This window comes from Roseobacter sp. GAI101 (genome assembly GCF_000156335.1).
GTDB lineage: Bacteria > Pseudomonadota > Alphaproteobacteria > Rhodobacterales > Rhodobacteraceae > Sulfitobacter.
This window is the reverse complement of sequence record NZ_DS999213.1, coordinates 2,360,180-2,372,108: the sequence shown is the minus strand read 5'-3', so window position 1 is coordinate 2,372,108 and position 11,929 is coordinate 2,360,180. Positions and strand designations below refer to the sequence as shown.

General features: G+C 60.1%; 13 protein-coding genes. 6 read left to right on the top strand and 7 right to left on the bottom strand.

Translation table 11 applies throughout. The features are described from left to right. Positions 1-149: 149 nt before the first annotated feature. The 3 genes from RGAI101_RS11035 to RGAI101_RS11025 all read left to right on the top strand — a co-directional run bounded on the left by RGAI101_RS11035 (position 150) and on the right by RGAI101_RS11025 (position 2,923). A complete protein-coding gene (locus RGAI101_RS11035; RefSeq protein WP_037228018.1) occupies positions 150-899 on the top strand; it encodes an SDR family oxidoreductase in 750 nt (249 codons plus the stop codon). Then, positions 896-1,528: an enoyl-CoA hydratase/isomerase family protein gene (locus RGAI101_RS11030; protein WP_008226308.1), complete on the top strand. Its 633-nt coding sequence runs from the start codon at positions 896-898 to the stop codon at positions 1,526-1,528. Before RGAI101_RS11035 ends, RGAI101_RS11030 begins: the two co-directional genes overlap by 4 nt. A 192-nt stretch (positions 1,529-1,720) precedes the next feature. After that, complete coding sequence (locus RGAI101_RS11025) at positions 1,721-2,923, top strand: TIGR03862 family flavoprotein (RefSeq protein ID WP_008228955.1); 1,203 nt, start codon at positions 1,721-1,723, stop codon at positions 2,921-2,923. On the opposite strand, the gene RGAI101_RS11020 is transcribed toward RGAI101_RS11025, so the two are convergent. The 5 genes from RGAI101_RS11020 to RGAI101_RS11000 all read right to left on the bottom strand — a co-directional run bounded on the left by RGAI101_RS11020 (position 2,920) and on the right by RGAI101_RS11000 (position 8,134). Next, complete coding sequence (locus tag RGAI101_RS11020) at positions 2,920-3,510, bottom strand: glutathione S-transferase family protein (protein WP_008224923.1); 591 nt, start codon at positions 3,508-3,510, stop codon at positions 2,920-2,922. The two genes, RGAI101_RS11025 and RGAI101_RS11020, sit on opposite strands and share 4 nt — an antisense overlap. A gap of 31 nt (positions 3,511-3,541) precedes the next feature. Continuing rightward, a complete protein-coding gene (gene holA, locus RGAI101_RS11015; RefSeq protein WP_008225810.1) occupies positions 3,542-4,540 on the bottom strand; it encodes a DNA polymerase III subunit delta in 999 nt (332 codons plus the stop codon). Then, a complete protein-coding gene (gene lptE, locus RGAI101_RS11010) occupies positions 4,537-5,022 on the bottom strand; it encodes an LPS assembly lipoprotein LptE (protein ID WP_037228015.1) in 486 nt (161 codons plus the stop codon). The genes holA and lptE overlap by 4 nt, the downstream gene beginning before the upstream one ends. Continuing rightward, complete coding sequence (gene leuS / locus RGAI101_RS11005; RefSeq protein ID WP_008226269.1) at positions 5,009-7,555, bottom strand: leucine--tRNA ligase; 2,547 nt, start codon at positions 7,553-7,555, stop codon at positions 5,009-5,011. The genes lptE and leuS overlap by 14 nt, the downstream gene beginning before the upstream one ends. Positions 7,556-7,642: 87 nt before the next feature. Continuing rightward, positions 7,643-8,134 (bottom strand): DUF3576 domain-containing protein, encoded by a 492-nt coding sequence (locus RGAI101_RS11000; protein WP_008226513.1) that lies wholly within the window; start codon positions 8,132-8,134, stop codon positions 7,643-7,645. A gap of 50 nt (positions 8,135-8,184) precedes the next feature. Between RGAI101_RS11000 and RGAI101_RS10995 the strand changes: the two genes are divergently transcribed. From RGAI101_RS10995 to RGAI101_RS10985, 3 genes are all read left to right on the top strand, one after another. After that, positions 8,185-8,424, top strand: coding sequence for a hypothetical protein (locus tag RGAI101_RS10995; RefSeq protein WP_008228606.1), 240 nt, complete (start codon positions 8,185-8,187; stop codon positions 8,422-8,424). A 21-nt stretch (positions 8,425-8,445) separates the two neighbouring features. Then, positions 8,446-9,417, top strand: a complete 972-nt coding sequence (locus tag RGAI101_RS10990; protein ID WP_037228013.1) for a porin — start codon at positions 8,446-8,448, stop codon at positions 9,415-9,417. Positions 9,418-9,517: 100 nt separating this feature from the next. Beyond that, positions 9,518-10,171 carry a YggS family pyridoxal phosphate-dependent enzyme gene (locus RGAI101_RS10985; RefSeq protein WP_037228009.1) on the top strand — a complete coding sequence of 218 codons (654 nt, stop codon included), beginning with the start codon at positions 9,518-9,520 and terminating at the stop codon, positions 10,169-10,171. 27 nt (positions 10,172-10,198) lie between these two features. Here the strand turns inward: RGAI101_RS10985 and RGAI101_RS10980 are convergent, their stop codons facing one another. After that, on the bottom strand, positions 10,199-10,693 hold the full coding sequence (locus RGAI101_RS10980) for a L,D-transpeptidase family protein (protein WP_008227865.1): 495 nt from the start codon (positions 10,691-10,693) through the stop codon (positions 10,199-10,201). Next, entirely contained in the window at positions 10,690-11,778 is a 1,089-nt protein-coding gene (gene ribA / locus RGAI101_RS10975; protein ID WP_008225129.1) for a GTP cyclohydrolase II, read from the bottom strand. Before ribA ends, RGAI101_RS10980 begins: the two co-directional genes overlap by 4 nt. Positions 11,779-11,929: the final 151 nt, after the last annotated feature.

Below are 11,929 nucleotides of genomic sequence, written 5' to 3'. Positions count from 1 at the left end.
CAAGGCAAAGCCGCGTTCACCCTTATCCTAAGTTTCGGCCTAGCGGTGGGCTTTTATCTGGTCGCCGCATAAGATGATGCTAATTATTGATCAGTTTCGGGACACTAGACCGGTGGACACCCGAACCAAGGATAAAAAGGAAGCACAACATGGATATGACCAACAAAACCGTCATGATCACGGGCGCGAGCCGTGGCATCGGGGCCGAAACCGCGCGTGTGTTTGCCAAGGCAGGCGCGAATGTCGTGCTGATGGCGCGGTCGCAGGACGCGATTGGCAATCTGGCGGGCGAGATCGGCCAGAAGGCCATCGCGATCCCGTGCAATGTGGCCCGCTATGGCGAAGTATCCGCCGCTGTCGATTTCACTTTGCAGGCGTTTGGCAGTGTCGACGTGTTCATCAACAATGCCGGCGTGATCGAACCGATCTCGCATCTTGCCACGTCCGACCCCGATGACTGGGGGCAGGCGATCGATATCAACCTCAAGGGTGTCTACAACGGTATGCGTGCCGTGCTGCCGGTGATGAAAGAGGCGGGTGGCGGGTCGATCCTGACCATCAGTTCAGGTGCCGCCCACCACGCAATCGAAGCATGGAGCCATTATTGTGCGTCCAAAGCCGCAGTGAACATGCTGGGCCGCTCTGTCCACCTTGAGGAAGCCGCGAACGGCATTCGTGCCATCGGGCTGTCACCCGGCACGGTTGCCACCCAGATGCAGCGCGAGATCAAGCAAAGCGGGGTCAATCCCGTCAGTGAGCTTGCCTGGGAAGACCACATTCCCGCCGATTGGCCGGCCCGCGCCCTGCTGTGGATGTGCAGCGCCGAGGCAGACAGGTTCTGTGGCGAGGAAATTTCGCTTCGCGACGAAGACATCCGCAAGACGGTCGGTCTGATATGATCGAATTTTCACGCGATGGCGACGTTTGGGTCGCGACGATCAACCGCCCCGAAAAGGCCAATTCACTGACCCATGAAATGTTGGTGTCCCTTGCCGACTTCATGGAGGATGCCCAGGCCGCCCGTGCCGTGATCCTGACAGGCAACGGCAAAGTGTTCAGCGCGGGTGCCGATCTGGACGAAGCCCGCGCGGGGCTTGCCACATCGACGATCTGGGAACGGCTGTCGGGTGCGATAGCCGCCTTGCCCGGGCTTAGCATTTGCGCGCTGAACGGCACACTTGCCGGCGGTGCCATGGGGATGGGACTGGCCTGCGACATGCGGATCGCGGTACCGACGGCCAAGTTCTTCTATCCGGTGATGAAGTTGGGGTTCTTGCCGCAACCCAGCGACCCCGCGCGCATGGTCGCGCTGATCGGCCCTGCGCGTACCAAGCTGATCTTGATGGGCGGTCAAAAGATCACCGCAGACGAGGCGTTGATGTACGGGCTTGTCGACCGGATCGTGGACCCAGGTGATTTGATGTCGACGGCACGTGACATCGTTGCGCTTACCGTTGCGGCGTCCCCTGATATCGCCAACCAGATCAAGGCGATGTGCGTGCCCCGGCCAGGTTTGGCTGACGAATAGACGCAGGCGCTTGGGCAAGCGACCTAGATAAACGGAATACCGCAGGCACCAAGCAAGGTCAGGCTTGTCAGGATCAGGATGATACGCATTGTCGATACTCCAACGGTGACGTGTGCAATGATCGTCGTGCAATTGGCGTTCAGTCAATGTATTGGTGCGCATCGTTTCTAGATTTCCCCCGAAGGGTGCCCCATGACCACAGACCCCAAGACCCGCGCCCAAGCCGTTGTCATCGGTGCAGGCCCTGCCGGCCTCATGGCGGCCGAGATGTTGGCGCAGGCGGGCTTGGCCGTGACCATTTGCGACCATAAACCCTCCGTGGGCCGCAAGTTTCTGATGGCCGGAAAATCAGGACTGAACCTGACCAAGGTCGAACCGTCCGAGCCCTTTCTGGCAGCATTTTCCGGTGCGCGCGGTGCGCTGGCCCCGATGATCGAAGCTTTCGATAACACTGCGGTGCAGGACTGGGCCACGGGGCTGGGGCAGACGCTTTTTGCCGGGTCCACCGGGCGGGTGTTTCCGACCGTGATGAAGGCCTCGCCCCTGTTGCGGGCATGGCTTGCGCGGCTGGCCGACGCACAGGTACAGATCAAGACACGCTGGCGCTGGACGGGGTGGCAGGGCGATGATTTGGCCTTTGATACGCCCGAGGGGCCACAGCTCTTGCGGGCGGACGTGACGGTGCTGGCGATGGGCGGGGCCAGTTGGGTGCGGCTGGGGTCAACCGGCGAATGGGCTGTGCCTTTGGCAGACAGCGATGTGCCAATTGCCCCTTTTGCCCCAGCCAATGCCGGTATCGCAATGGAGTGGTCGCCCCATATGATGGCGCATTTCGGAGCGGCGCTGAAGGGGATCGGCCTGAAATCAGGCCCCTACCGGTCCCGTGGAGAGGCGCTTGTTTCTGCCCAAGGGCTTGAGGGCGGCGGCATCTACACTGTCTCGCGCGGGGTCCGCGAAGGGCATCCCCTGATGTTGGACCTGTTGCCGGACCAGACCGAAAAGGCCCTGGTCGAAAAGCTGGAAAAGCCGCGCGGCAAGATGAGCATGGCCAACTACATGCGCAAAACGCTGAAACTGGACGTGGCCAAGATTGCGCTGCTGCAGGAAATGGCACGGCCGTTGCCGCAGGATGCAAAAGCGTTGGCAAAGCTGCTCAAGGCGCTGCGCATTACCCATGCCGGATTGCGGCCCATGGATCAGGCGATTTCAACGGCGGGCGGGGTGCGGTTTGATGCGGTCGATGACACACTGATGCTGCGCATGCGGCCCGGTGTCTTTGTTGCAGGCGAGATGCTGGATTGGGAGGCTCCGACGGGCGGCTACCTGATCTCGGCCTGCCTCGCGACAGGCCGATGGGCAGGGCGACACGCCGCTGCCTGGGCGCAGAAAGCTTAAGCTTCTTTCGACGTCGCGGCCTTGAAGGCGGGGCGTTCGCGCGTGGATTTGGCCCAAGCCCCCAGCTTGTCATCGACGCTGGGAAAGCCGGCCCCGATGGACCAGTTGATGCAATGGGTCGCCAGCAGGTCCGGCACGGTGATGCTGTCGCCCATCAAAAACGGCCCCTCAAGACGGTCCGACAGGATTTTTGCTGCGCGGGCAAATTCGGATTTCAGGCTGTCCTTGATTTCCGGCACGCGCTGTTCTTCTGGAAAGACAAAGCTGTGTTTGGCCGCAGCCCACAGGATCGCGTCCATCTCGTCGATCAGCCAGAATGTCATGGCGTCCTGACGCGCGCGGGCAGGCGTGCCTGCGGGTGCGGTCAGTTTGCCGTGTTTGTCGGCCAGATATTGCATGATCGCGACAGAATCCGTCAGCACATCATCCCCGTCAACAAGGGCCGGGATCTTGCCGGATGGATTGTATTGCTTGGCCTCGTCAGACCGTGGGCCGCAGGCGATGTGCTCGTAAGGTTCGCCCAGTTCTTCCAGCATCCACATAACGCGCAAGGCGCGGGATTTGGTGGCTCCGATGACTTTGTACATTTTGTTCCCTCCCAAGGAATATCGCCAGTAATTAGCGTTGTGCGCCCAGCATAGCGAGGCGGATGAAGGCGCGTTCAACCAATGCCATCGTCGGCGCGTGTTGTCCCGCCGATCGCAGCGTCAGATCGGTATCGGTCAGCACGGTCAGGGCTGTTTCCAGCTTGGCCGCGCCCCAGTTCTTGGCCTGCCGCATGGCGCGGTCGCGGTCGCGCACGCCCCAGATCTGGCCACCGGGGTTGCTGGCGATCCGGTAAAGCGTGCGGAAATGACGGGTGGCCATGATGATCAGGGTGACCGCATTCACGCCTTGGGCCTGCAACTTGGCCATCACCGGACCGATATCGCCCGCGCGCGCTTCGGCCACGACATGCAAGATATCGTCGACCTCTGCCTCGGTCGAGGTGGGCGCGCAATTGGCGACGTCTTCGGCCGTCAGCGGGCCGGCGTCGCCAATCTTGTACAGCGTGATCTTTTCGACCATCTGGCGGAAATCACCGGGGTCCAGCACGCGGGCCAATTCGGTCAGCGCGCCCATGGCATCTGGTTCGGGGCTCAGCCGTGCCTCTGCCAATATGCGTTCGATTTCGGCCCGATCGGGTGGATTGTCATAAATCGGCGTGGCAAAGGCGGTCTTGTGCGCCTCGAACGCCTTGAGCACCTTTGAGGTTTTCTTGAGATCCCCGGCCGTCACAATGATCTGCGCATCGCCTGGTTGCCAACCGGCCAGCGCATCCATCAGGATTTTCGCGATATTGTCGTTGGCGTCTTCGACGAAGGCCGCGCGGGGGCCGGGGAAAAAGCCGACGGCCTTGATGGCGTCCAGCAGCATCGGTGGATCGCGGCGCAAGTCGGCGGCCTGAATACGGGTCAGGCGCATTTCTTCTTCGGCATTGGCCCCCAGCAACGCCTTGAGGAATTCTTGTCTTCTCATGGCCACGCGCATCGGGTCGCCGCCATAGATCAGCAGGCCGGTTTTGTTGGGGTCAGGCTTTTTGAAATAGGCGGTGGCATCGCGCGGGGGCAGTTTCATGGTGTCAGGCTGGTCGCATACAGTCGGGTGACGATCTGATCGGCCAGCATGGTCATCAGCCTGATTTGCGCATCCCGTTCCGCTGCCAGCGTGGCCACGGTTGATCCTGTTGCGGAATAGCCGGTGAAGTTTTCGACTTTGCCCGAGGTTTCAACCTGGCCGGTTCCCAGATCGCGCAGGGCGAAATCTGCCGATCCGATCAGATTATAGCGCGTGGTGTTGTCGGCGCTGTCAACGGCGAGCCCTTCTTCGCGGGTCACGACATTCACCGCCAGCGCAAATCGGGGGGCATTGGACTGGCCCAAACGCGTTTCGATTTCGCGGACCAGTGTGTAGGTGAAGGCATCGTCGGGCGCATCCACCTGCACGCTGTTTTGCAGGGCCGCGCCGTTGCCGCCGGGGCCGTAGACGGGTTGGAACCCGCAGGCGGCAAGGGCAATCAAGGGCAGGGCCAGCATAAGGCGGCGTTTAGGCAACGACATTGACGATCCGTCCGGGCACAACGATCACCTTTTTGGGGGTCGCACCGTCTAGGGTGCGAATGACAGCTTCATGGCTAAGAACGATCTTTTCAACCTCTTCTTTCGACATGTCCGCCGGCACCTGAATTTCAGCGCGGCGTTTGCCGTTGATCTGGATCGGGAGGGTGACGGTGTCATCCACCAGCATTGCCGCGTCTGCACGGGGCCACGGGGCGGTGGTGATCAGCCCTGTACCCCCTTGGGCGGTCCAGATTTCTTCCGCCAGATGCGGTGTCATCGGGGCCATAAGCTGGGCCAGGGTCATGATTGCCTCACGCTGTGCGGCGTGGCCTGCCTTGGATTTCTGCAAGGTGGCGGTAAAGGCATAAAGCTTGGCGATGGCAGCGTTAAAGCCAAAGGATTCGACGCCCATGGTCACATCGTGGATCGTTTTGTGCATGGCGCGCAGAAGATCGTCATCGCCTTCACCGCTGGCATCCTGGCCCATTTCAGTGATCCGGTTCGAAATGTTCCAGACGCGGCCAAGGTGCTTGAAGGCGGCCTCGGCTCCGGAGGCAGTCCATTCGACATCCCGTTCGGGGGGCGAATCGCTAAGCACGAACCAACGCGCTGTATCGGCCCCATAGCTGGCGATGATTCCCAGTGGATCGACGACATTCTTCTTGGACTTCGACATTTTTGCGGACGGGATGATCTCTACCGCGGTGCCATCGGCAAGCTTGCCGTCGGTCACGTCCTCGGGAAGGTGGTAGACGGGCCGGCCATTTTCATCGCGGGTCTGGTAAATCTCGTGGGTCACCATGCCTTGGGTGAACAGCGCGTTGAAAGGTTCGATCGCTTTTTCGGGCAGATGTCCGGTGATCTGCATCGCGCGGGCAAAGAAGCGTGAATACAGCAGGTGCAGGATCGCGTGTTCGACGCCACCGATATATTGGTCGACGTTCATCCAGTATTCAGCGTCTTCCATGACCGTCGGCGTATCTGCGTGGGGGGATGTGAATCGCGCGAAATACCACGACGAATCGACGAATGTGTCCATCGTGTCGGTTTCACGCTTGGCTGGTGCACCGCAGGACGGGCAGGCGCAGTCGCGCCATGTGGGATGCCGGTCCAGCGGGTTGCCCGGCACGTCAAAGCTGACATCGTAGGGCAGTTCGATCGGCAGGTTCTCTTTCTTTTCAGGGACCACGCCGCAGGCGTTGCAATGGACGACCGGGATCGGGCACCCCCAATAGCGCTGCCGGGACAGGCCCCAGTCGCGCAGGCGGTATTTGGTGACGCCCTGGCCGATCCCTTGGGCTTCGCAGGCTTCGATGGCGGCTGCGATGGCCTCTTCGCCGGTTTGCCATTTCTCGCCGGCGAAACCGCCGTTGTAGTAAACACGTTCGGATTTCGCAGGCACGTAGGCTTCGGCGACCTTTGGGTCGGCGTCTTCCGCGGGCAGGAAGGTCGAGATGATCTTGAGACCGTATTTGGTGGCGAATTCAAAGTCACGCTGGTCATGTGCGGGGCAGCCAAAGATCGCGCCGGTGCCGTAATCCATCAGAATGAAGTTGGCGATGTAGACGGGCAATTCCCAGGCGGTATCAAACGGATGGCGGACCCGCAGGCCGGTATCCATCCCCAGCTTTTCAGCGGTTTCGATCGCTTCCTCGGTGGTGCCGCCCTTGCGGCATTCCGCGCAGAAGGCCGCGATTTCAGGGCTGTCCTTTTCAAGCGACTTCGCCAGCGGGTGGTCGGGAGAGATTCCGACAAAACTCGCCCCCAGCAAGGTGTCGGGGCGGGTCGTATAAACTTCGATCCGGTCAAACCCGTCCGGCGCGTCAATGGTCGAGAACGCGAATTGCAGGCCGCGCGACTTGCCGATCCAGTTGGCCTGCATCAGCTTGACCTTGGCGGGCCAGTTGTCCAGCGTATCCAGCGCGTTCAGCAAATCTTCGGAGTAGTCGGAGATCTTGAAGAACCATTGCGTCAGTTCGCGCCGTTCCACCAATGCGCCCGACCGCCAGCCGCGGCCTGCCTCGACCTGTTCATTGGCCAGAACGGTCATATCGACCGGGTCCCAGTTCACGATAGCATTCTTGCGATAGACCAGCCCTTCCTTCAGGAAATCAAGGAACAGCGCCTGCTGCTGGCCGTAATACTCCGGATCGCAAGTGGCGAATTCCCGGGACCAGTCAATGGACAGGCCCAGCGGTTTCATCTGGTCGCGCATGTCGGCGATGTTGCCGTATGTCCAGTCCTTGGGGTGGCCACCGATGGCCATTGCGGCATTTTCCGCAGGCATCCCGAAGGCGTCCCAGCCCATCGGGTGCAGTACGCTGTGGCCGGTGGCGATCTTGTATCGCGCGATCACGTCGCCCATTGTGTAGTTGCGTACATGGCCCATGTGGATGCGGCCCGAGGGGTACGGAAACATCTCGAGCACATAGTACTTTGGTTTGTCGGCTGAACGCACAGCCTGGAAGATGGAATCTTTTTCCCAGGCGGCTTGCCAGCGGGATTCGATTTCGGCGGGAGAGTAGCGGGACATCGACAGGTACCTTATCAAACGGAAAACGCCGGGCGAGCGACTAGCGCGTGGCCCGGCGTTGGAATGGCGAAAGCTTTGGAAGCGGGCTCAGAATTTGTTATCGGCAATGCGCATTTCGCGCGCGCGGCTCAGGATGGCGTCTTCGACAGCGCGCGAGGTTGCTTTGCTGACCGTACGACCGCCACGAGTTTGCAGCGCCACATTCAGTGACCGTGCATCAAGCGCCGGATCGTCGATCAGGATGGTGGCACGGTAGGATTGTCCGCTGCCCGGAGGCGTGCCGTAGCCGGTCACGATCACACCGGTATAGGGGTCGATTGATTCCACGGGCAGAAAGCTGAGAACTTCGAGTGACGCAGACCACAGGTATTTGTTCACCGACACGCTGGTGTCCGTGGTCTTGCGATTGAAGATCGACCAGATGGTATTGTCTGGATTTGTTTCGATCACGCTTGGACTGTTCGTGTTGGAATATTGCGGCGCGAGTTCGCCCGCAGGGCGCGCAAGACTGCCACACGCCCCGAGCGATACAAGTGCCATTAGGGCAATCGTGGATTTGAATACCGAAGTGCGCGCCATCCCAGCCGTCCTTTGCCTGTTTGGCCACTGGTCTAACCAAGCAGGGTTCCGTGGGCAAGCGCTATGTCGACTATATACAGAGCGGGCGGGTGATCGCATTGGCCGGCGGATCGTGCAAAGCAGGGCATCATGATCGCCAACTGGGCCTGTCGCTGCATCTGCATACTGTGGCAAAGCTGCATCAGAGTTTTTCACATTGTGGCAAAGCGATGCGCGATCCTTGCCAAAACTGGGGCAAAGGCGGAAAAGACCGTCATACCCTTTCCGGATTCCCCGGTCTGGGCATGTGAATTCAAACCGAGGGACAACTCATGAAAAAAGTTCTCTTCGCTACAACAGCTCTGGTTGCTACAGCCGGCGTTGCAGCAGCAGACGTAACATTTGGTGGCTACGGCCGTTTTGGCGTTCTGTACAATGAAAACGCTACAGGCACAGACGAAACAAACGTCACAAGCCGTTTCCGTCTGCAGATCGACGCGACAGCCGAGTCCGACATGGGCGTTACATTCGGTGCACGTGCTCGTATCCAGCAGAACAACACAGACAACTCACCAACATACTCCGTTGGTCCTGACGGCACAGCCGGTACAGCAGACGACGTGAACGGTGCTTCCGGCCCAGCCGGCACAGGCATCAACGGCGTTCGCTTCTTCGCACGCTCCGGTGGTCTTGAAGTCGGCGTTGGCAACATCTTCGGCGCTCTGGAATTCATGCCTGGCATGTACCCAATCGATCTGGGTCTGACCGGTCTGGGTTATGACTACACAGCATTCAACTTCCGCGGCGACGCGTACTCCTCCGGTGGTAACGGCGCAGCCGGTTCCAACGGTGTTGAAGTTCTGTACTCCATGGGCGACCTGGCACTTCACATCTCTGCTTCCGACACAAACAACCGCGTAGCTGGTTACGCTGCTTACACATACAGCGGCTTCACAGTTGCTCTGGGTCTGCAGGACTCCGACAGCGCAGCTGACACAGAAGTTGCCTTCTCTGTTGGTGGCAACGTTGGTCCAGCAGCTCTGACATTTGCATATGCCAAAAACGGCGATGACACAGGTGTTGGCACAACAACTGGCGATCACTACGTTCTGGCCGCAAAATTCGACGTTGGCGCAGCCACAGACGTTGAAGTTTACGTTGCAGACGCTGACTACTTCGTAGACACATCCTACGGTGTTGACTTCAACCACGACCTGGGTGGCGGCACGTCGCTCCGCGGTGGTGTTGCTCACCGTGGCAACGGTTTCGTCCGTGCCGATCTGGGTGTTCGCTTCAACTTCTAAGTTGAACGCAACAGTCTAAAAAGAGGGGCAGGCCATTGGTCTGCCCCTTTTCTTTTGGGCCAAGCTGTTGTTCTGTGCGACCTTGAACAGGGGGCAGATCATGAGCTTGGAAGACATCACCACACGCATCGCAAAAGCCGAAGCCGACGCAGGCCGCGCGCCTGGCAGCGTCACGCTGATCGCCGTCAGCAAGGTGCAGCCGTTAGCCCGCGTGCAGGCAGTGCTTGAGCAAGGTCACCGCTGTTTCGGTGAAAACCGCGTGCAAGAGGCCGAAGGCAAATGGCCTGATTTCAAACAACAGTTCGACGGCATTGACCTGCATTTGATCGGCCCGCTGCAAAGCAACAAGGCCCGCCCCGCGATGGAGCTTTTTGACGCGATCCATACGCTGGACCGTCCGAAACTGGCCAAAACATTGGCAAGGCTGGCGCAAGAGTTGGGGCAATGTCCCGATCTATTCATTCAGGTGAACACCGGCGAAGAGGATCAGAAGGCCGGTGTTCTACCACGTGAGGCTGACACTTTTATCAAGGAATGTCAGGACCTTGACCTGCCGATCCGGGGCCTCATGTGCATTCCCCCCGTCGACGAGGAAGCGGCGCTTCACTTCGCGCTCTTGGCCAAGATTGCCGCGCGGAACGGGCTTGAGGGCCTGTCGATGGGAATGAGCAGCGATTTCGAGAAAGCGATTGCCTTGGGCGCGACCCATGTGCGTGTCGGGTCGGCAATTTTCGGCGAGCGGGTCCCAAGCTAAGGGCGCAGGGGTGGGGTTGCACCCACCCTACGCAATGATCAGGCGGGTGCGATGTTTGATCATCGGGGCGATCTGGCGCAGATGGCTGCGGGACAGCGCGATACAGCCTTCGGTGGGAAACCCCGGGCGGCGGTATTGGTGGATAAAGATCGCAGAGCCCCGCCCTTTGACAGCGTAGGGCCAGTTCCAATCGGTGAGAATCACCAGATCATACAGCGGATCTGCCCGGCGCAGCCTTTCATGGCTGTGGGGATAGGGCGCGCGGACCATCATGTTGTAATCCGCATCGCCGGGGTCATCCGACCAGAGATCCAATGGACCGATCGGCTTTGCCCAATCCGCAGGGCGGGGCATCCGGTCTGGACGATACAGCATGCCGACAATGCGGTGCACGCCGGACGGTGTCGCCCCGTCGCCTTCTTTCTTGCGCGATGTGATGCCTGATTTGCCGATGGTGCAGGGATAGGTTTGCCCTTGAAAGCGCAGTCCCTTCGGGGTCAGGACCATGTCGTCCGGCGTCATAGCAGGTGCCCCGATTTCGTGGCCTTCGTAGCAAGATACGCCGTGTTATGGCTGTTTTCTCCGACCCTCAGGGGGACGCGTTCAGCGACTTTGATGCCGCTGGCCTCCATCATCTCGACCTTGCGAGGGTTGTTGGTCAGCAGGCGGGTGGATGAAAAGCCCATGGATTTCAGAATGTCCGACCCAAGGCGGAAATCACGTTCGTCATCCTCAAAGCCAAGGCGGTGATTGGCTTCGACTGTGTCAAATCCCTGATCTTGCAGGGAATAGGCGCGCATCTTGTTGGCAAGGCCGATGCCGCGCCCTTCCTGGTTTAGGTATAGCAGCACACCATGCCCTTCGACCCCCATCTGCGCCAATGCGGCATGCAATTGCGGACCGCAGTCGCATTTCAGACTGCCCATCAGATCGCCAGTAAAGCAAGCGGAGTGAAGCCGTGCCAGCACTGGCTTGCTTCGGTCCGGGCGGCCGATTTCGATCGCATAGTGCTCCTCTCCGCCATCATCGGGGCGGAAGATGTGCAGGCGTCCGGCCTCCGATACCTCCATCGGAAGGCGGGCATTCACCACCGGATGCAGCGGGCTGCGGGTGGCAAGGGCAGGCAGAGCTGCGGATAGATCAAGCGTCGTGAGGCCATGTTGTGCTGCAAACGCAGGGGCATCCGGCAGGTCCAGCACCAAGGCTGCGGGCAGCAGGCGGGCGGATTTTGTCAGCTGCAAGGCTGCGGCATGCGCCGTTGCGGTCCCCCCGCGTGCGCAAGACAGCGGCCCCTTCATCGGGCTGCGCAGGTCATCCGCAGGGTCTGCCAGCGATTGCACCCACCGCGGCGTCGCGTCCTGGGGCAACAGCACGCGTGCCAGATCACCATCATAGGCGCGGGCCTTGAGCGTTTCGGCACGACGTGCCGTGATGGCCAGCACGGGTTCGCCCCCGAGCGCCAGCAGGTCGGTCAGGCGTTGCGCGGTCAAGGTTTCAGCCGCCAGCACCAGCACGGGCTGGTCGCCCAGAAATACGATCGGCACGCCCATGCGCAAATCTGCGCGCGCGCGGGCCAGTTGTTCGATAATGTCGGGGCCAAATGCCATGGTCTGAAATCTTTCACTGCGGTTGTGGCCAAATACTTAGGTGAGATGCGCAGGAATTGAAACATTAGCCGCGATTTGTGCACGGTGCTGTGAACAAAATGTCGTACCCCTTGTGCGCACGGCTTCGTGATCACACCTTCAAGTCAACGTA

Bases quoted from the DNA above. Each gene is read 5' to 3' on its own strand.
- RGAI101_RS11000 (WP_008226513.1), bottom strand. From the start codon at position 8,134: ATGGCGCGCACTTCGGTATTCAAATCCACGATTGCCCTAATGGCACTT.
- RGAI101_RS11035 (WP_037228018.1), top strand. From the start codon at position 150: ATGGATATGACCAACAAAACCGTCATGATCACGGGCGCGAGCCGTGGC.
- ribA (WP_008225129.1), bottom strand. From the start codon at position 11,778: ATGGCATTTGGCCCCGACATTATCGAACAACTGGCCCGCGCGCGCGCA.
- holA (WP_008225810.1), bottom strand. From the start codon at position 4,540: ATGAAACTGCCCCCGCGCGATGCCACCGCCTATTTCAAAAAGCCTGAC.
- RGAI101_RS11030 (WP_008226308.1), top strand. From the start codon at position 896: ATGATCGAATTTTCACGCGATGGCGACGTTTGGGTCGCGACGATCAAC.
- RGAI101_RS11025 (WP_008228955.1), top strand. From the start codon at position 1,721: ATGACCACAGACCCCAAGACCCGCGCCCAAGCCGTTGTCATCGGTGCA.
- RGAI101_RS11020 (WP_008224923.1), bottom strand. From the start codon at position 3,510: ATGTACAAAGTCATCGGAGCCACCAAATCCCGCGCCTTGCGCGTTATG.
- RGAI101_RS10990 (WP_037228013.1), top strand. From the start codon at position 8,446: ATGAAAAAAGTTCTCTTCGCTACAACAGCTCTGGTTGCTACAGCCGGC.
- RGAI101_RS10985 (WP_037228009.1), top strand. From the start codon at position 9,518: ATGAGCTTGGAAGACATCACCACACGCATCGCAAAAGCCGAAGCCGAC.
- leuS (WP_008226269.1), bottom strand. From the start codon at position 7,555: ATGTCCCGCTACTCTCCCGCCGAAATCGAATCCCGCTGGCAAGCCGCC.
- lptE (WP_037228015.1), bottom strand. From the start codon at position 5,022: ATGTCGTTGCCTAAACGCCGCCTTATGCTGGCCCTGCCCTTGATTGCC.
- RGAI101_RS10980 (WP_008227865.1), bottom strand. From the start codon at position 10,693: ATGACGCCGGACGACATGGTCCTGACCCCGAAGGGACTGCGCTTTCAA.